The organism is Actinomycetospora endophytica (assembly GCF_021026375.1).
Classification (GTDB): Bacteria; Actinomycetota; Actinomycetes; order Mycobacteriales; family Pseudonocardiaceae; genus Actinomycetospora; species Actinomycetospora endophytica.
On sequence record NZ_JAJNDB010000001.1, the window covers coordinates 477,392 to 495,448 of the forward strand.

The 18,057-nt window shown below is 75.6% G+C and carries 19 protein-coding genes; 11 read left to right on the forward strand and 8 right to left on the reverse strand.

The window, feature by feature from the left end; all coding sequences use genetic code 11:
• Positions 1–71: 71 nt before the first annotated feature.
• Positions 72–1,538 carry an amidase gene (locus LQ327_RS02370; RefSeq protein ID WP_308286285.1) on the reverse strand — a complete coding sequence of 489 codons (1,467 nt, stop codon included), beginning with the start codon at positions 1,536–1,538 and terminating at the stop codon, positions 72–74.
• Positions 1,505–1,828, reverse strand: a complete 324-nt coding sequence (locus LQ327_RS02375) for a putative quinol monooxygenase (protein WP_230729926.1) — start codon at positions 1,826–1,828, stop codon at positions 1,505–1,507. Before LQ327_RS02375 ends, LQ327_RS02370 begins: the two co-directional genes overlap by 34 nt.
• A gap of 100 nt (positions 1,829–1,928) precedes the next feature.
• Between LQ327_RS02375 and LQ327_RS02380 the strand changes: the two genes are divergently transcribed.
• Both LQ327_RS02380 and LQ327_RS02385 read left to right on the forward strand, forming a co-directional pair.
• On the forward strand, positions 1,929–2,843 hold the full coding sequence (locus tag LQ327_RS02380; RefSeq protein ID WP_230729927.1) for a helix-turn-helix transcriptional regulator: 915 nt from the start codon (positions 1,929–1,931) through the stop codon (positions 2,841–2,843).
• Between the two features lie 75 nt (positions 2,844–2,918).
• Positions 2,919–3,371 (forward strand): VOC family protein, encoded by a 453-nt coding sequence (locus tag LQ327_RS02385; protein WP_230729928.1) that lies wholly within the window; start codon positions 2,919–2,921, stop codon positions 3,369–3,371.
• Between the two features lie 44 nt (positions 3,372–3,415).
• On the opposite strand, the gene LQ327_RS02390 is transcribed toward LQ327_RS02385, so the two are convergent.
• Positions 3,416–3,553 (reverse strand): hypothetical protein, encoded by a 138-nt coding sequence (locus LQ327_RS02390; RefSeq protein ID WP_230729929.1) that lies wholly within the window; start codon positions 3,551–3,553, stop codon positions 3,416–3,418.
• A 347-nt stretch (positions 3,554–3,900) separates the two neighbouring features.
• Here LQ327_RS02390 and LQ327_RS02395 point away from each other — a divergent pair, with 347 nt between their 5' ends.
• The 3 genes from LQ327_RS02395 to LQ327_RS02405 are packed head-to-tail and all read left to right on the forward strand — an operon-like array spanning position 3,901 to position 5,649.
• The gene (locus tag LQ327_RS02395) at positions 3,901–4,776 is read left to right on the forward strand and encodes an EamA family transporter (protein ID WP_230729930.1); all 876 of its coding nucleotides are present in this window, start codon (positions 3,901–3,903) and stop codon (positions 4,774–4,776) included.
• A 31-nt stretch (positions 4,777–4,807) separates the two neighbouring features.
• A complete protein-coding gene (locus LQ327_RS02400; RefSeq protein ID WP_230729931.1) occupies positions 4,808–5,302 on the forward strand; it encodes a hypothetical protein in 495 nt (164 codons plus the stop codon).
• Entirely contained in the window at positions 5,299–5,649 is a 351-nt protein-coding gene (locus tag LQ327_RS02405) for a VOC family protein (RefSeq protein WP_230729932.1), read from the forward strand. Before LQ327_RS02400 ends, LQ327_RS02405 begins: the two co-directional genes overlap by 4 nt.
• A 34-nt stretch (positions 5,650–5,683) precedes the next feature.
• On the opposite strand, the gene idi is transcribed toward LQ327_RS02405, so the two are convergent.
• Genes idi through LQ327_RS02425 form a run of 4 tightly spaced genes read right to left on the reverse strand, consistent with a single transcriptional unit; the run spans position 5,684 to position 8,428 of the window.
• Positions 5,684–6,283 (reverse strand): isopentenyl-diphosphate Delta-isomerase, encoded by a 600-nt coding sequence (gene idi / locus LQ327_RS02410; protein WP_230729933.1) that lies wholly within the window; start codon positions 6,281–6,283, stop codon positions 5,684–5,686.
• Between the two features lie 41 nt (positions 6,284–6,324).
• Positions 6,325–7,014, reverse strand: a complete 690-nt coding sequence (locus LQ327_RS02415) for a hypothetical protein (RefSeq protein WP_230729934.1) — start codon at positions 7,012–7,014, stop codon at positions 6,325–6,327.
• A complete protein-coding gene (locus LQ327_RS02420; protein ID WP_230729935.1) occupies positions 7,011–7,937 on the reverse strand; it encodes a hypothetical protein in 927 nt (308 codons plus the stop codon). Before LQ327_RS02420 ends, LQ327_RS02415 begins: the two co-directional genes overlap by 4 nt.
• Positions 7,934–8,428 carry a hypothetical protein gene (locus LQ327_RS02425; RefSeq protein WP_230732919.1) on the reverse strand — a complete coding sequence of 165 codons (495 nt, stop codon included), beginning with the start codon at positions 8,426–8,428 and terminating at the stop codon, positions 7,934–7,936. The genes LQ327_RS02420 and LQ327_RS02425 overlap by 4 nt, the downstream gene beginning before the upstream one ends.
• A gap of 144 nt (positions 8,429–8,572) precedes the next feature.
• Here LQ327_RS02425 and LQ327_RS02430 point away from each other — a divergent pair, with 144 nt between their 5' ends.
• The 5 genes from LQ327_RS02430 (at position 8,573) to LQ327_RS02450 (ending at position 12,483) form a co-directional block, all read left to right on the forward strand.
• Positions 8,573–9,055: a cation:proton antiporter regulatory subunit gene (locus LQ327_RS02430; protein WP_230729936.1), complete on the forward strand. Its 483-nt coding sequence runs from the start codon at positions 8,573–8,575 to the stop codon at positions 9,053–9,055.
• A gap of 4 nt (positions 9,056–9,059) precedes the next feature.
• Complete coding sequence (locus tag LQ327_RS02435; RefSeq protein ID WP_230732921.1) at positions 9,060–10,226, forward strand: cation:proton antiporter; 1,167 nt, start codon at positions 9,060–9,062, stop codon at positions 10,224–10,226.
• A gap of 247 nt (positions 10,227–10,473) precedes the next feature.
• Positions 10,474–11,745, forward strand: a complete 1,272-nt coding sequence (locus LQ327_RS34500; RefSeq protein ID WP_230729937.1) for a type VII secretion protein EccB — start codon at positions 10,474–10,476, stop codon at positions 11,743–11,745.
• Positions 11,746–11,839: 94 nt separating this feature from the next.
• Entirely contained in the window at positions 11,840–12,172 is a 333-nt protein-coding gene (locus tag LQ327_RS02445) for a WXG100 family type VII secretion target (protein WP_230729938.1), read from the forward strand.
• Between the two features lie 17 nt (positions 12,173–12,189).
• Positions 12,190–12,483, forward strand: a complete 294-nt coding sequence (locus LQ327_RS02450) for a WXG100 family type VII secretion target (protein ID WP_230729939.1) — start codon at positions 12,190–12,192, stop codon at positions 12,481–12,483.
• A gap of 26 nt (positions 12,484–12,509) precedes the next feature.
• On the opposite strand, the gene eccCa is transcribed toward LQ327_RS02450, so the two are convergent.
• Positions 12,510–16,484, reverse strand: coding sequence for a type VII secretion protein EccCa (gene eccCa / locus LQ327_RS02455; protein WP_230729940.1), 3,975 nt, complete (start codon positions 16,482–16,484; stop codon positions 12,510–12,512).
• Between eccCa and LQ327_RS02460 the strand changes: the two genes are divergently transcribed.
• The gene (locus tag LQ327_RS02460) at positions 16,483–18,054 is read left to right on the forward strand and encodes an EsaB/YukD family protein (protein WP_230729941.1); all 1,572 of its coding nucleotides are present in this window, start codon (positions 16,483–16,485) and stop codon (positions 18,052–18,054) included. The genes eccCa and LQ327_RS02460 overlap by 2 nt on opposite strands.
• The last annotated feature ends 3 nt before the right edge of the window (positions 18,055–18,057 follow it).

The window sequence follows — 18,057 nt, forward strand, 5'->3', positions numbered from 1 at the left end:
TGTCGGCGTGCTCAATTGGATCCTGACATCAGACGTCAGGATGAACCCTTCCTGACATGCCGGCCCGGCGCTCAGGCGAGCAACGGCGGGCGCCGGGCGGCGTGATCGGTCGCGGCCTCGTGGGTGAGCGCCACCTCGAGGACGCGCCGATCCCCACCCGGCGGCGCGATGAGCTGCACACCGACCGGCAGCCCGTCGGCGGTGAACCCGGCCGGCATCCCGAGCGCAGGGACGCCGGCCATCGACCACGGCATGACCGTCTCCATCCAGCGGTGGTAGGTGTCCATCGGCCGGCCGTCGATCTCGGCCGGCCAGTGGATCTCCGCCGCGAACGGGTGCACCTGGGTGGCCGGGGCGATCAGCACGTCGAACCGCTCGAAGAGCTCGACGACCGCCGCGTACCACTCCGCCCGCACGGTGGCCGCCTGCGCGATCTCCCACGCGGACAGCGCCGTCCCGTGCTCGATCTCCCAGCGCAGTTCGGGCTTCAACTGCGCGGCCAGGGCGGGGTCGTCGAGCAGCGGCGCCATCTCGACCGCGTTCCACCACCGCCAGCGCAGGAACGCCTCCCACAGCCCGTCGAGGTCGAAGGACGGGACGACGTCCTCGACGACCGCACCGAGCCCGGCCAGCACCTCGACGGGTCCGCGGGCGAGCTCGAGCAGCCCGGGCTCGGTCGCCAACCGGCCGTCGAGATCGCCCAGCCAGCCGACCCGCAGGCCCGCCGGGTCGGCCGGGCGCAGGTCGGTGAGGTCCGGCGGGTCGGCGCGGTCGAGCGGCCCGACCGCCCCACCTGCCGTCATCACCCCGAACAGCGCGGCGAGATCGGTCACGGTGCGGGCCATCGGCCCGGCTTCGCCGAGTTGCGCGACGAAGCCCGGCCCGCCCGGCACCCGCCCCCGCGAGGGCCGCAGGCCGTACACGTTCGCCCAGGCCGCGGGGTTGCGCAGCGACCCCATGTAGTCGCTGCCGTCGGCGGCCGGGAGCATCCGGGTCGCGAGCGCCGCCGCCGCGCCGCCCGAGGAGCCGCCGACGGTGCGCGTGAGGTCGTAGGGATTGCGGGTGGTGCCCCAGACCGGGTTGTAGGTCTGCGACCCGAACGCCAGCTCCGGGGTGTTCGTCCGCGCCACGAACAGCGCTCCCGCCGCCCGCATCCGCGCCACGTGCGGCGCGTCGACGACCCCCACCCGGGAGGCGAAGATCGGCGAGCCCGCCGTGAACGACTGACCCGCCGCCTCCGTCACGTCCTTGATCGCCTGCGGGACGCCGTGCAGCACCCCGCGCCGCTCGCCGCGACCCAGCTCGACGTCGCGCTCGGCCGCCTCGGCGAGCACGGCCACCGGGTCACGGCGCGCGACGAGGCCGTTGACCTGCGGGTTCACCGCGTCGGCGTGCTCCAGGTGGACGCGCGCCACCTCCACGCACGACACCTCGCGCGCGGCGATCGCGGCCGCCAGGCCGACGAGCCCGAGCTCGCAGACCTCGGGGACCGCGGTGACCTCGCTCAGCGGGGCTTCACCTCGCCCATCTCGCCCCAGCCGTCACCGTCGACGCCCTGGACGCTGATGATCCGCGGCGTGGTGTCCACGTAGTCCGGGGCCTCGGCGACGAACTTCTTGAAGTGGTCCGAGGTCACGTGCGCCTCGGCGGCGCCGTCCTGGAAGGCCTCGACGAGGGTGTAGGTGTTCTCCTCGTCGAGGGACTTGTTCCACTCGAAGAAGATGTTGCCGGGCTCGGAGCGGGTGCCCGCCGTGAACTCCTTCGTGAGCTCGGGGAAGCGGTCGGCGTACTCCGGCTTGACGGTCCACTTGACCGCGATGAAGATCATGCCCCGATCCTGGCACGCGAGTGGTGCGCAGCACACCGTCCGGGCGGCGGACGCCCGCGGCACCTGGCGGACCGGACGGGACATCGCCGACACTGACCGCATGACCCGGGCGGGGGAGGTCGTCGCGTCGGCCTCGCGTGCGCCCGCCCCGGCCCTGCGCGGCCTGGTCTCGTATCACGGCTACGACCTGCGCGACGTGGTTCCCGGCCGCCACCGCGGACTGCCCTCGCCATACCTGACGGCCGTCGTCACGTTCGGCCCGCAGCTCGAGCTGGAACGTCCCGACGGCGTCCGTGGCCGGTTCGCGGCCTGCGTCGGCGGGCTGCACGACGTGCCGGAGCGCATCGTCCACGACGGCCGCCAGTCCGGGATCTACCTGAGCGTGCACCCGCTCGCGGCGCGGACGCTGTTCGGTGTCCCGGCGGCGGCGCTCGCCGCCATCACGGTCGAGGCGGACGACGTCCTGGGCCGGCTGGGGCAGGAGCTCGCACGCCGGGTCGCGGACGCCGAGGACGACGGGTGGGACGCCCGCTTCGCCGCGCTGGACGACGTCCTGCTGCGCCTGCTCGGTCGGCACGACGCGGCACCCTCGGCGTCCGACGAGGTCCGGCACGCGTGGCGGGCCCTGACCGCACCGGACCCGGGCGGGGTCGGTGATCTCGCCCGCGAGCTGGGCTGGAGCGGCGACCATCTGAGCCGCCGGTTCCGCGCGGAGTTCGGCGTCGGCCCGAAGCTGGCGGCGCGGCTGGCCCGCTTCGACCGGGCCCGGCGCGACGTGGCTCGTCGGGCCGGCGAGGGGGTGCTCGCGCTGGCCGACGTCGCCGTCACGCACGGGTACGCGGACCAGGCCCACCTCGCCCGCGAGTTCCGGTCGCTCGCCGGCTGCACGGCGACGCAGTGGGTCGACGAGGAGGTCCACGGCGGTCTGGTGAGCGGCTCGGCGGGTGGGGTCGTCATCCCCGACGACGAGGGAGTCGCTACGGGTCGATCGGATCTCCGTTCACCCGTGCACTGACTCCCTGATCACCGACCGGCCGGGGATCGGATTCGTCCAAGACCCCCGGCCCGGGCGCGCGCCATTCTCATCGGCATGACCGAGACGACGACCTCCACCGCGACCACCTCGACGCCCCCGGCGCAGATCTGGCCGACCCTGCGGGCCCGCGACGCCCGAGCGCTGATCGACTTCTACGTCGCGGCGTTCGGGTTCACCGAGACCGTGGCCTACACCGACGACGCCGGGACGATCATGCACGCCGAGCTGGCCTGGCCGCTCGGCGGCGGGCTGATGATGGGCCAGGAGCGCGAGACGAACGACGACCGCTGGAGCATCCGCGCCGGGTCGTTCGGCGCCTACGTGGTCACCCGCGACGCCGCGCACACCGACGAGATCTTCGCCCGGGCTGCCGCAGCCGGCGCCACGGTGATCGCCGAGCCCTACGACACCGACTACGGCTCGCACGACTGCACGCTGCTCGACCCGGACGGCAACCACTGGCAGTTCGGGACCTACCCGGGAAGCCCGCGTCCGTACGAGGCCTGAAGCCCGCCCGCGACGACGGAGCCGCCGTCGTCACGGCGGGCAGGTCAGAGACGCAGCCGCGGCAGCCGGCGCCGCGGACCGCCACCGGCGAGCGAGGCGATGAGCAGGACCGAGACCTGCACCATCCAGATCATCGCGACGACCGTCATCCGCATCATCACGAACATCAGACGGAACATCATGAAGCAGAGCGAGATCAGCGCACCCACACGAACCCCCGAGGTCACCACCACCGGATCTCCGGCGACACCGACTGATCGAGCCCGGCGAACGGTCCGTTACCGGCTGGCCTGCGAAGGCACCCGCTCGCGCGTACGGTCCAGGACCAGCACGTGGTTGCGCCTAGGGTTCCGCCTGCCGCCCGCCTCCCAGCCCACAACCAGGGTGGCCAGGGTCTGGACCGAGCGGCGCCACGGCCGTCCCGGCCAGGACCGGGGCCGGCCGCACACCTGACGGGATAGAAGCCCCGAGGGCTCCAGTCCGACGTGCCCATCTCCGCGATGGGACCGATCGCCAAGGAGCCTCCCCGGTGGCCAGCAGTCTCGTTGCCCTCTCCCCCGCGACGGCGAACCTCTCGTCCGGCGTCGTCGCCATCACCCTGATCGCAGCGGTGCTGCACGCCACCTGGAACGCGGTCGCGCACGGCATCCCGGACCGCCTCGTCGGCTTCGCGCTGATCGGGGTCGCGTACACCGTGGTCGGCGGCATCACCGCGGCGTTCGTGGGACTCCCACCCGCGGCGGCGTGGCCGTTCGTGCTGGGCTCGGCGCTGCTGCACGTGATCTACACGCTGCTGCTGTGGGCGAGCTACCAGCTCGGCGAGTTCAGCCAGGTCTACCCGGTGGCCCGGGGGACGGCGCCGTGGGTGGTGGCGGTGATCGAGGTCGTGCTGGGGCACCACCTGCCGGTGCTCCAGCTGATCGGGGTGGTGGTGATCTCGCTCGGGCTGTTCAGCCTGGCCCTCGACGGCGGGCGACCGTCCCGTGCCACGCTGCCGGCCCTCGCCGCCGCAGGGGCCACGGGGCTCGCCATCGCCGGATACACCGTCGTCGACGCGACCGCGGTGAGCACCACCCCGGTGCTCGTCTACGCGACCTGGATGTTCCTGGTCCAGGGACCGGTCCTGCCGGTGATCGCGATCGTCCGACGGGGCCGGCGGCTGCGGACCCAGACCCTCCCGGTCCTGCTCGCGGGGCTCGCCGGCGGCGTGGTGTCGCTCGCGGCCTACGGGCTCGTGCTGGTCGCGCAGACGAGCGGGGCGACCGCCGCGGTCGCCGCGCTGCGGGAGACCAGCATCGTCATCGGCGCGATCATCGGGACGGTGTTCCTCGGGGAGCGGTTCGGGCGGGGACGCGTGATCGCGGCCGCCGTCGTCGCGATCGGCATCATCCTGGTCGATCTCTGACTATCGTTCCCGCGTCGAGGAGGGGACGCCGGTGGGAGAGTGGACGGACTTCGCGGTCGTCGTCGGCGGGGCCAGCGCGGCGCTCACCGGGCTGCTCTTCGTCGCGATCTCGATCAACGTCGAGCGGATCGGGCGCTCGATCAGCCTGCGCTCGCGCGGGGCCCAGACGCTCGTGCTGTTCGCCGTGACGCTCGTGGTCTCGATCGTCCTGGCGGTCCCGGACCAGACGCCGGCGGCTCTCGGGATCGAGCTCGTGGTCGTCGTCGCCATCGCCGGTGCCGGCCTGCTCACCCTCGACCGCCGGGCGAAGCGGGAGCAGGATTCCCCGCACCTCGCACGCACCCTCGACCACGTCAGCCCGAACGTCCTGACCCTCGCACTCACGGCGGCGGCGGGCGTCCTGCTCATCACCGGCCACGAGTGGGGCCTCTACCTCCTGGTGCCCTCGACGGTGATCGGCGTGGTCGGCGGGATCGCGAACGCCTGGCTCTTCCTCACCAAGATCGACGATCCGGAGGCTCCATGATCACCGGCGCGCACACGATCATCTACAGCGCGGACGCCGCCGCCGACCGGGCGCTGCTGCGCGAACTGCTGCCCGACGGCCGCGCGGTCGACGCCGGCGGCGGCTGGACCATCATCGGGCTGCCGCCCGGCGAGGTCGCCGTGCACCCGACCGACGGCGCGCCGCAGCACGAGCTGTACCTGATGTGCGACGACGTCGAGGCCACCGTCGCCGACCTGACCTCGCGTGGCGTGGTGTTCGAGGGCGGCATCACCGACCAGGGCTGGGGCCTGCTCACCACCATCCGGCTGCCGGGGGACGGGTCGCTGGGGCTCTACCAGCCCCGGCACCCGGTCGCGGCCGGCTGAGCGGCTGAGCGACCGCCTGAGCAGTCGGCCGAGCTCACGCCGCCGCGGCGAGGTGCGCGGCCAGCGGAAGCATCGCCGGGTCCGCGGCCGGCCAGGCCGCCGGGCCGTCACCGAGCGCCACGAGCTCGGCGACCTGCGCCACGCACCACGGCGAGAGCTCCGGCCGGCCACCTCCGCGCGCCGCCGCCACGAGATCGGCCCAGGTCACGCGGCGCACGTCGTCGACCTCGGCCGGGTCGGGCGTCGGGGTGCCGGAGACCGGGGCGACGAACACCGGGCATATCTCGTGCTCGACCACGCCGTCCTGCTCGGCGCGGTAGCGGAACGCGGGCAGCACGAGCCGGGGCATCCCGACGTCGACCCCCAGCTCCTGGCGCCCGCGGCGACGGACCGCGTCGTCGAGGGCCTCCCCCGGACCGGGGTGGCCGCAGAAACTGTTCGTCCAGACGCCGGGGAACGTCCGCTTCGTCGCGGCCCGGCGTGTCAGGAGCAGGCGCCCGTCGTCGTCGACGAGGTAGCAGGAGAACGCCAGGTGCAGCGGGGTCCGAGCGTGGTGGACCTCGGCCTTCGGCGCGGTGCCGACCGCGGCGCCGTCCGGGCCGAGCAGCACGACCAGTTCCGGACCGATCACCACGGCCGCCAGTATGGGTCCGGTCGCCGGGTCCTGCGCGGCGCTCAGAGCAGGCAGGGGCCCGCCGACGTGGTCAGGACCGGGCTCCACGCCCCGGTCCAGGCGCCCGCGGCGGCCCGGACCCGCAGGTAGACGCTCGTCTTCACGAGGGCGCGCACGGTCACGTTGTTCGAGAGGACGGACGTCGTCCCGGACGTCACCGGGGCCGCGAAGTCCGTCGTCGTCGAGGCCTGGAACTGGTAGGACGTCGCGCTCGTCACGGCGGTCCAGCTCAGCGTCGACGCGAGCGACCCGACCCCGGTGGCCCCGCCCGTCGTCGTGCTCGTCGGGGTGGCGATGGTGGTGCTCGTCATCGGGGCCGCCGCCGTCGCGGTCGTCGGGGCGGGAGTGGTCGCCGTCGTCACCGGGGAACTGCTCGACGTCGTCGGCGCGGCCGGGCTGGTGGTGGTCGACGACGACGCGAGCGGGGTGGCGGTCGACGTGGTCGCCTGCGGCAGCGCCGCGGCCCGGGGCAGGGCCTCGACGGCGCCGCCGTTCGTGAACTTCGAGGTCGAGGTGCCGAGGAGCCCGGTGCACACCCAGGCCGTCGCGGACGCGGTGGGCGTGCCCAGGCTGCCGGCCCGGGCGGTCACGCTCCCCGGCCCGCTGCTCGACCACGCCGCCAACGCCACCCCGCCCCCGGCGAGCAGCGCCACCGTGGCGATCAGGGCGACGAGCGGCAGCCGGCCCCTCACGGCGTGCTCGCGACGCCGACCGTGACCGGCACGGTGAACGTCGCCCCCTGGCACCCGGTCTCCGAGGCGGTCGACATCGCGACCGCGCCCGCGAGGGTGAGCGTCGTGGACGCCTTCGCGGCGAGCGTCACACCGGGCTGCTGGGCGGTGAACGACACGCCCGTCGTCGCGCAGGTCCCGGCGCCGCCGCTCGCCGTGGCCGCGCCGTTCGGGGAGATCGTCAGCACCTTCACCGAGTAGGGGTTCGGGTTGGTGACGGTGACGATCGCGGTGCCGCTGGTGCCGGGCGTGAGCAGACCCGTGGTGACCGCGCTGCCGGCCACCGCCGTCGCCGTCGGCGCGAGAGCGGTACCCGCGGAGACGCCCGGCCTGCCGGTTCCGGAGCTCAGCCAGGCCGCGACCGCGATGCCCGCCGCACCGAGCGCGGCCGCGAGCGCGGCCAGCGCGATGAGCACCGTCGCGCGCGAGGCCCGCCCGTGCCGACCGGTCCCGGACGCCCCGCCGGGATGGCCGGTCACCGCCGCGGGACGGGTTCGACGACGCAGCGGCCACCACCGGGGGCGACCCGCGACGGGGGCCGGGCCGGACGACGCGACGACGGCGGGCACCTCGGGAGCGCGGCGGGGCGCCCCGGGCCGCGCCGGTCGGCCGCGGGACAGCGTGGGCGAGGGGATGCCGACCGGCGGCGTCGGGCGCGGGTCCCGGGTGCGCGGCAGCGCGGGCTCCCCGGTGGGTGACGGACCGGCGGTGACGGCGAACGGCGCGGTGGCCTCGTCCAGGTCGACGCCGGGGGCAGGCGCGGTGACCGTGAGCGGGACGCGCCGACCCGCGGAGTGCCGCGGGCGCCGACCCGGCAGCGGGATCGGGCCGGTCCGCTCGACCGGCCCGCGCCCCTCCCGCTGCAGGAGGGACTCGACCTTCACCCGGCCGCGGAGGCCAGCTGGGCGGTCAGCGGCATCGTGAACGACTGGCCCTGGCAGGTGTTGTCGGGGTCGGTCACCATCGTCGCCGTCAGGGGGTAGTTGCTGGAGGCGTTCGGGGCGATCGTCCCGGTCGGGTTCGCGACGGCGGGGCTGGTCACCGTGGCCGCGGGGCAGCCACCGGCGGTGGCCTGGGAGGCGCTCGCGCCGATGTTCACCACCTTCACCGGGTACGTGTTCGGGTTGTTGATCGTCACCGTGTACGTGCTGGTGGAACCGGGGTAGAGCTGCGCGCCCGAGGAGTTCGAGCTGATCGTCGAGCTCACCGCGACGCTGGACGTGGTCGTGCCGGTTCCGGAACCGCTCGACAGGTAGGCGGCGAAGGCGACCCCCGCGCCGGCCAGGACGAGCAGGACCCCGCCGAGAACGGCGAGCCGCTTGCGGTTACGCGTCATGACTTCCTCGACCTCCTGGTCGTCGAGGAACGTGACCATCACGCCCCCCGACGACGGGACCGGGCGCCCTGTCCGTTCTGACGCTGCGTCACCAGAAGGTGTGGCGGTGTCACCTCGACGGTTTCGAGCGGGAGGGACGCCCGAAACGGGGACTCTCGCCCGGTTCGTTACGATCATCGATCGATGGACGTCGAAGTCACCCGCCTGCCCGGGATCGGCACCAAGCAGGAGTTCACGACGGCGGACGGTCGCCGGCTGGGGGTGCTCACCCACCGCGACGGGCACCGCGAGCTGATGCTGTCGTCCGCGGCCGACCCCGATGCCACCGGGATCTCGTTCGGGCTCACCGAACCGGAGTGCAACGCCCTCGGGACGCTGCTCGGCGCGCCGAACCTCGTCGCCAAGCTGCAGGACCAGCAGCGCGAGGTCGAGGGCATCAGCACCGCGCAGTTCCCGATCACGGCGGGCTCGCCCTACGTCGGCCGGTCCCTCGGCGAGACCGAGATGCGCACCCGGACGGCCACCTCGATCGTCGCGGTCGTCCGGGACTCCGTCGTCTCGCCCTCGCCGCGGCCCGACTTCGTCTTCGCCTCCGGTGACCTCGTCGTCATCGTCGGCACCGGCGACGGCCTCAAGGCGGCGGCCCAGATTCTCGAGGAGGGCTGAAGGCCTGCATTCCACCGCCGCCGCCCTCATCGAGCTCGGGGCGCTGCTGTTCGGCCTCGGCGTCCTCGGACGGCTCGCCGGACGGATCGGCGTCTCGCCGGTCCCGCTCTACCTGCTCGGCGGGCTCGCGTTCGGCCAGGGCGGGCTGCTGCCGCTGGAGGGGATCGAGGGGTTCACCGAGCTCGCCAGCGAGGTCGGCGTCGTCCTGCTGCTGCTCCTGCTCGGGCTGGAGTACTCGGCGAGCGACCTGGTCACCGGGCTGCGCCGCTCGTGGCTCGGCGGGATCGTCGACATGGTCCTCAACGCGGCACCGGGGGCGATCGCCGCGCTGATCCTCGGCTGGGGCCCGCTCGGGGCGCTCGCGATGGCCGGGGTGACATGGGTGTCGTCGTCGGGCATCGCGGCGAAGCTGCTCGAGGAGCTGGGCCGCCTCGGTAACCGGGAGACGCCCGCGGTGCTGTCGGTGCTGGTCATGGAGGACCTCGCCATGGCCGTCTACCTGCCGGTGACGACGGCGGCGCTGGCCGGGCTCTCGTTCGCCGCCGGGGCCCGCACCGTCGGGATCGCGCTGGCGCTGCTCGTCGTCGTGCTGGTGATCGCGCTGCGCTACGGGCGGTTCGTGTCGGCGATCGTCGAGTCGCCGTCGTCGGAGGTGTTCCTGCTCCGCGTGTTCGGGGTGGCGCTGCTGGTCGCAGGTGTGGCCTCGGAACTGCAGGTCTCGGCCGGGGTGGGCGCGTTCCTGCTCGGTATCGCGATCTCGGAGGACACCGCGGAGAACGCCACCCGGGTGCTGTCGCCGTTGCGAGACCTGTTCGCGGCGGTGTTCTTCGTGGTCTTCGGGCTCAACACCGATCCCGCGCTCATCCCGGGCGTGCTGCCCGCGGCGATCGTGCTCGCGCTGGTGTCGACGGCGACGAAGATCGGGGCGGGTGCGTTCGCCGCGTCCCAGATCGGGGTGGGGACGCTGGGCCGGTTGCGGGCCGGGGCGGCGCTGGTGGCGCGCGGCGAGTTCTCGATCGTCATCGCGGGGCTGGCGCTGACCTCGGGGGCGGTCGCGCCCGGGCTCGCTCCGCTGGCGACGACGTACGTGCTGATCATGGCGGTGCTGGGGCCGGTGTGCGCGCGGCTGGTGGAGCCGACGTACCGGCGGGTGGTGGCGCGGGCGACGTAGCGGGTGTTGTCAGCGATGGTCCGTTGCTGACACGTGACGTCAGGAAGGGTTCATCCTCACATCGGCCAGAGGTCGGCTCGACGAGGAGCACATCCGGCGGGTCCCGGGGCACACCCGAGTGCCTGGTGTGCCTCTCGTCAGCCGGCCGCGCCGGCGTGCTTGGGGTCCTCCTCGTCAGCGGCCGGCCGGGCACCAGTTCTCCGGAACCGCCACCGCGGCGGCCGGGCGCCGGGCAGCATCCGGGCTCGTGGCGAGCAGGCGGGAGCTCATCGAGTCCGAGGACTTCGCGCGCCGGCGGGGCGTCGCCGCCCTCGTGCGCGGTGACGCCCTGGCGATCGAGGACGTCCCCCGCCGGCCGAACGCGGGCCTGCTCGTCGGGCTCGTCGTCGTGGTGCTCGCCGCTGCCGTCTCGGCCGGCTCGGCGTTCCTCACCGGCCGGGCGCCGGACGGCTGGCGCGACGACGGCACCCTCGTCGTCGATCGCGAGACCGGCGCCCGCTACCTCGCCACGGGTGGGCTGCTGCGCCCGGCGCCGACGCTGACCGCGGCCCTGCTCGCCGGCGCCCGCCGCGACCCGGTGCTGGTGCCGCACGGGCAGGTGCTCGGGGTGCCGGTCGGGACCGCGCTGCCCGACGCCGGCGCGCCCGAGATCCCGCCCGCCCTGCCCGCCCGACCTCCACCCCTCGCCGCGTGCGCGTCCGCCGCCGGCCAGGTCGCCGTGTTCACCGGGACGCCGGCCGGAGACGCCCGCCCCGAGACCGGGTTCCTCGCCCGGCCCGCGGGCGGCACCGAGATCGTGCTGCTCACCGGAGGGCGGGCCCACCACGTCGAGCCCGCGGCGCTGCCCGCGCTCGGGTACGCGCCCGCCCAGGTCCGCGACGTCCCCGCCGCGTGGCTCGCACTCCTGCCCCGCGGCGGCGACCTGGCGCCCACCCCCGCACCCGGACCCGTCGTCGAGACCTCCGCCGGCTCCCGCTACGTACTCGACCGCGGGAGAGCACGGCAGATCGCCGACGGCACGAGCGCGCGCCTGTTCCCGACCCCGGCCCGCACGGTCGACCCGGAGGAGGTCCTCGCGCTGCCCGCCGGGCCGCCGATCGGGGTGCCGGACGTCCCGAGCGAGCCGCCCGCCGTGCCCGCGCGGGAGTCGGCCGCGGTGGCGTGCGTCGTCGGCGGCGGCGAGAGCCCGCGCCTGCTCGTCCTGTCCGCCGCGGTGGACACGACGACGAGGCCCGCCCCCGAGCGCGTGCTCGGCGGCGGCGCGCGCCCGTTGCGGGTGACCTGGCACGTGCCGCCGGGCGGGGGCGCGCTGCTGGCGCCGCCGGAGTTCGACCACGAGCGCCCGCCGTCGGGGGACCGTGACGATCCGATGGTGCTGGTCGACGGCGGGCTCGGCTTCCCGGTCGCCGACGACGAGGCCCTGCGCGCGCTGGGGTACGACCGCGGCCGGGTGCTGCCGATCGGGCGGCCGTGGTTCGCCCTGCTCGGCGCCGGACCGCGGCTCGCTGTCCCGGGCTGAGTCCCCGGACGAGCAGTTTTCCCGAACCGCACCCACGCGACGTCGGGCTTTGTCACCGTGAGGCCGACCCAGTTCCCCCGGGGGAGGAGATCTCATGGCGGGGCAGTACGACGTCTCGACCGACACCATGGCCCAGTCGCAGTCGCGGATGGCGTCCAACGTGGCCGACATCCGGTCCGAGCTGACGCAGCTGCGCGGCAAGCTCGGTGCGCTCGAGGGGCAGTGGATGGGCGACGGGAACACCGCCTTCACCGGTGCCCACGCGCGCTACGAGGCCGCGAACCAGAAGCTCAACCAGGCGCTCGACACCATCAGCTCGCTCGTCGCCCGGGCGCGCGACGGCTACCAGACCAGCGATGCCGCGGCGGGTCAGCGGCTCACGCAGTCGGGCGCGGGCATGGACGACGTCACGGTTCCCGGGTTCTAGAGGAGAGGACAGCCACCATGGCCGATCGGATCAAGGTCTCCTTCGGGGCGCTCGACACCGCCGTCGCGGACCTCAACGGCGGGGTGCAGCAGATGGGCCAGCGCATGCAGCAACTGCGCTCGGACATCGCGCCGATGCTCTCCACGTGGGACGGCGCGGCGCGTGAGTCGTACGCCGCGGCCCAGCAGCAGTGGGACTCGGGGTGGAGCGACCTGCAGACCGCGCTCGGTCAGCTGCAGCGGGCCACCGCGGGGTCGAACGAGGAGTACAACGCCACCGAGCGGGCGGCGATGCAGTCGTTCCAGGCCTGAGCCCCGCCGGGGCCGGCGGGTGGGGATCACCCGTCGGCCTCCGGCACCCACGCGATCTGCACGAGCTCCGGCTCGGTGCGACGGGTGACGTACTGCGCGCGTCCCGCCGGCAGGTTCTTCCCGCGGACCCCGTGCAGCAGGGCGCCCTCGTCGCGCGGGCCGGAGAGCAGCAGCCCCGGCCCGCCGAGCTCCCGGAGCCGCCGCAGCACCGGTTGCATCAGCCCCGACCCCGCTCCCGACGCCGACCGTGCGAGCACCACGTGCAGCCCGATGTCCCGCCCCTGGGCGAGCAGGTCGAGCAGCGGGCTCAGGGGATCACTGCTTCCGGTGGCGACGAGGTCGTGGTCGTCGACCACCACGAGCATGTGCGGCCCGTCCCACCAGCTCCGCGCCCGGAGCTGCGCGGGCGTCACCTCGGGCCCGGGCAGGCGCTCGGTCATCTTCTCCGCGGCGAGGGCGAGTGTCCGCTCGGCGGCCGGGGCCGACCCGAGGTAGGTCGACAGGTGCTCGGCGGGCACCGCGTCGAGCAGCGTGCGCCGGTAGTCCACGACGACGACCCGCAGCTGCTCCGGCGGGTAGGCCGCGCACAGCGCCGTGACCACCGTCCGCAGCGTCGCCGTCCGCCCGGACCCGGCTTCGCCGAACACCAGCAGGTGCGGGTCCCGCCCGGCCAGAAGGTCGAGCTCGAGCGGCGCGAGGTCCTGCTCGCGGACCCCGATCGGCACGCCCCGTCCGGTCTCGGCCGGACCGCCCCCGCCGTCGGGAACGGGGAGCAGGCCCGCGGCCGGGACCAGCGCCGGCAGCATCCGGATCGGGGGCGCTCCGGCCGTGCCCCAGGCCGCCGTCGCCCGTGCCGCGGTGGTGGTCGAGTCCTCGGTGCGCCCGTCCTCGTCGGTGATCACGGGCAGCGCGATCTGGGCCTTGAACCCGGCTCCCACGAGCGCCCGGCCCGGTGTCGTCGGCACGCTGCGGGCGGCGCGGCGGTCGATCAGTGAGTCCGCGGAGTCCCCGAGACGCAGCTCGATGCGGGTGCCGAGCGCGTCGCGCAGCGCCGGCCGCAGGTCCCACCAGCGGGCGGCGCTGATCACCAGGTGCACGCCGTGCCCGAGGCCGCGCGCCGCGAGTGCGGTGAGCCGGGGCTCGAGGTCCTCGAACTCCCCGCGCAGGGCGCCCCAGTCGTCGACGACCAGCAGGACGTCCCGGCCGTACCCGCCGTCGTCGGCGATCGTGCTGATCGCGGTCGACGGCGCCCCGGCCGGAGCCGTCGTCGCACGTTCCCGCTGCGCGACGAGCCCCTCGAGCTGGGCGACCAGCCGCCGGACCGTGTCCGGCCGGTGCCGGCCGGCGAGTCCCCCGACGTGCGGCCACGCCTCCAGCGACGCCAGCGCCCCGCCCCCGAGGTCGATGGCGTACACCGTGAGCTCGTCCGGGGTGTGGGTGAGCGCCGCGGCCGTCACCAGTGCGCGCAGGGCGGTGCTCTTGCCGGTGCGCGGCGCTCCGACGAGGCCGAGGTGCCCGCCCGTGCCGGAGAGGTCGACGACCAGCGGCTCCTGCGCCTGGCGGTCGGGCCGGTCGACGACGCCGAGCGGCAGCGCGAGGGTCCCGGGACGCGCCGTGAGCAGACCCTGACCGGGCACGACCGAGGGCCGGGCGAGCACCGCGGTCAGCGGCAACGCCGGCGGGAGCGGGGCGAGCCACACCTGGTGCACCGGCGGGGCGACCGCGCGGAGGCGGGCGACGACGACGTCGAGGGTGGAGCGCTGTTCGGGGTCGGAGAGTGCGGGGCCGAGCGCGGGCAGCTCGTCGGCGAGCTCGCCGCGCCCGTCGAACGCGCGGAACGGCCGTGAGCGCGGGTGCGTGACCCGACCGCGGACGGGCTCGGTGTACGGCGCGGACACCGTCGCGACCCGCAGGCGGCGGTAGACGCTGGTGTCGACCTTCAGGTACGCCGAGCCCGGCACCGGCGGCAGCTCGAACGCGTCGGTGTTGCCGATGACGGTGCGGCTCTCCGCGGCGGAGAACGTGCGCAGCGCGAGCCGGTAGGACAGGTGCGAGTCGAGTCCGCGCAGGCGTCCCTCCTCCAAGCGTTGCGTGGCGAGCAGCAGGTGCACCCCGAGCGAGCGCCCGACCCGCCCGATCTGCACGAACAGGTCGATGAAGTCGGGCTGGGCGGTCAGCAGCTCGGAGAACTCGTCGACGACGACCAGCAGGTGCGGCATCGCGCGGGGACGGTCGCGTTCCTCGCCGCCTGCCAGCCGCAGCCGGCGGTGTTCGCGGATCCCGGTGAGGTTCCCGGCGTCGCGGAGCAGCTGTTCCCGGCGCCGCAGTTCGCTGCGCAGGGCGTCGGCGAACCGCTCGACGGTCTCCGGGTCGTCCTCCAGGTCCGTGATCGACCCGGCGACGTGCGGCAGGTCGGCCATCCCCGCGAACGTCGCGCCGCCCTTGTAGTCGACGAGGACGAAGGCGAGGTCGTCCGGCGGGTGGGTCGCGGCGAGCCCGGTGACCAGGGTGCGCAGGAGCTCGGACTTCCCCGACCCGGTCGCGCCGACGACGAGCCCGTGCGGGCCCATCCCTGAGAGCGCGGACTCCTTGAGGTCCAGCTCCACCGGAACGCCGTCCGCGTCGACCCCGAGCGGCACCCGCAGCAGGTCCGGCTCGGCGCGCCGCGCCCAGGTCCGGCGGGGGTCGAGCACGGCCACGTCGTCCACGCCGAGCAGGTCGGGCAGCCCGCTGACCTCGGACAGCGCGACCTGCCCCGCCCGTCGCGACAACCGGCACGGGGCGAGACGGCGGGCGAGGGTCTCGACCTCGGCGACCCCGAGGGCGTCCGGGACCAGGCGGTCGGTGGCCGCGAGCCCGACGAGGTCGTCGGGTGCCGCACCGTCGCGGCCGCGGCGGACCTCGACGGCGGCGCGGGCCTGGTCGACGTGCACGGTCACGTCCACCCCCGCGGGACGCCGGGTGGGGTCGTCGAGGACGTGCAGCAGGGCGACGCCGAGCTCGGGCAGCTCCGCCAGCGGGTCCGGCGCGGCGAGTGCCCCGTCGACCACGACGACGAGTGCCGGCCCCCGCTCCGCCCGGTGGTGCTCGACGGTCCGCTGCCGTTGCCGGCGGCGGTCCAGCTCGGCGGACAGCAGCCGCAGCAGGCCCGCGGCGTCCTCGGCGACCATCAGCCCGGTCCCGTCCGGCCCGCCCCCCGAGGGGTGGCGGGCGTGCGGGAGCCACTTCACCCAGTCCCAGGCGGCCCGGGCGGCGGGGTCGGGGCAGCACACGGCGACCCGGACGTCGTCGGGGGCGTGCAGCGTGACCAGCTGCGCGAGCATCGCCCGCGCGAGCTCCCGGCCGCGCGCCGGGTCGCCGACGACCGCGACGCCGCTGCGCACCGGCACCGCGACCGGCACGTCGGGCACCGGGCCGAGGCGTTCGACGAGTCGGCGCGCGGCCGCCTCGGTGCCGGGATCCCGGGGCGAGGTGGGGTCGGCGTCGGGCAGCTCCGGGGCGGCGATCCCGGGCACGCGTCCGCGGCCGAGGCGCAGCCGGAGGAAGTCCGGGTCCTCGGGACGGCGCTCCCACAGCTTCCCGGCGCGGTCCGGGACGCCGGCGAGCACCGGCGGGTCGGGGTGGGTCTCCTCGGCCATCCGCCGCTGGTCGTCGGCGGCCGCGCGCAGCGCCGTGCGGACCTCGGCGAGGTGGGCCAGGTAGCGCAGCCGGGCGTCGGTGCCCTGCTCCTTCGACCGGCCGCGGGTCGCCAGGATCATCATCACGCCCATCCCGAGCGCGCCGAGGACGAAGACCCCGCCCGCCAGGAAGTAGACGGGGTTGCGGTTCACCAGGGCGAACCCGAGCATCCCGGCGCTGCCGAGCAGCGGGAACAGCGCGTAGGTCCACGGGGTGGGCGGGCCTCCCCCTCTCGAGGCGGGCGGATCGGCCAGACGGACCGGGGAGGGAGTCGGTCGAATCGGCCCACTCCGCGGCGGTCGGTGGATCAGGATGTCGTTCATGGCCATCCGTCACCCCTCCGCCGGGTTCCGCGCCGCCGCGGCGCTCGACGTCGGCCCGCGCAGTGCGGCGGAGCCCGGCCCGTCGGGTCGGGAGCTCGCGCCGGGGTCCGACGGCGGATGGTGCACGGTGCGCGTCCGGGGGCCGGAGGGCACCGTCGACGCGGCGCTCCCGGCGACCGCGACGGTCGCCGAGGTCGTCGAGGAGCTGGCCGGGCGGCTGCTGCCCGGTGCCCCGCTGGTGCGCGGCGCGGACGGGCGGCCCTGGTACCTGCACCGCACCGGCGCCGGCCCGCTCCCGCCCGGCATCTCGCTGCAGGCCGCCGGCGTGCGCGACGGCGACGTGCTGCACCTCGGCCCGTGGCCGATGCCGCGTCCCGCCCAGGCAGTGGACGACGGCCTCGTCGCGCTCGCCGACGGGTCGTCGCGGGTGCCGCGGTGGACCCCGCACCGGGCGGGGGTGCTGGTGACGACGCTGCTCGTCGCGCTCGCCACGCTCGCCGCCGCGCTCTCGCTCGCGCTCCCCGCCGGTCCGCTGGTGGCGGTCGTGCTCGCCGGGACGCTGCTCGGCCTCGCCGCGCTGCAGCGCCGGTCCCGCCCGGGCGGGCTCGCGCTCCCGGCCGGCGAGGACTTGGCGGCCGTGGCATCGCGGGCCGATGACCTGCCACCGGGTCGCGCCCCGGGTGACCTGCCGGCGCTCGGGGCGGGGCTGTCCTCCCTGCCGGCGTGGGTCGCGGCCGGCGTCGCGACCGGGCTGCTCGGCCGCGCGGACCTCGCCGTCGTGCTGACCCTGGGCGGCGCGGCGCTCGCCGTCGGGGCCGGGCTCGCGTGGCTGGTGGTCGGCGAGCGGGGGCCCTGGTGGGCGGGGGCGGGGACGGCCGGCGTCGCGGTCGCGCTGCCCGCCGCGCTCGTGGCCGGTGGGCTGCTGATCCCGGCGCGGGCGGTCGCGGTGGTGCTCACGCTGTGGCTGGCCGTCTCGCTGGCGCTGCCGTGGTTCGTGACGCGCAGCCGGACGTGGACCGACCCGCGCCAGGACGCCGCCGACCTCGTCGCCCACGCCGAGGCCACCCGCCGGACGCTGGACGTCGGCGCGCTCGCCGGGGCGACCGCGGCCGCCGTCGGGATGGTGCTGCTCGCCGCATCGGCGGTCGGGGGCGCGGGGGTGGACGGGTCCGGCGGGGTCATGGTCCTCGGCTTCGTCGTCGCGGTGTCGCTCGCGGCGCTGCTGCGGGCGAGACGGTCGATGTTCGTGGTGGAGTCGGCCGCCCTGGTCGGGGCGGGGACGGTGGGGCTCGCCGCGGTCGGGTGGGCGGAGGCCCTGATCGGCGGGCCGGCCGCGCGGGGTCTGGTGGTGGCTGCCATCGTCGTGGCGGTCGGCGTGCTGGTCGCGCTGGGTGGGGCGCTGCGGGCGGGCTCCTCGGGGGACGACCGGGTGGTCGCCTGGTGGCACCGGCCCCGCACCCAGCGCCTGCTCGGGTGGCTGGAGACGGCGGCCGCCGTCGCGGTGCTCCCGTTGCTGGCCGGCGTGCTCGGCGTCTACCTGGCGGCGGCCGATGCGGGGGCGCGGCTCTGACGG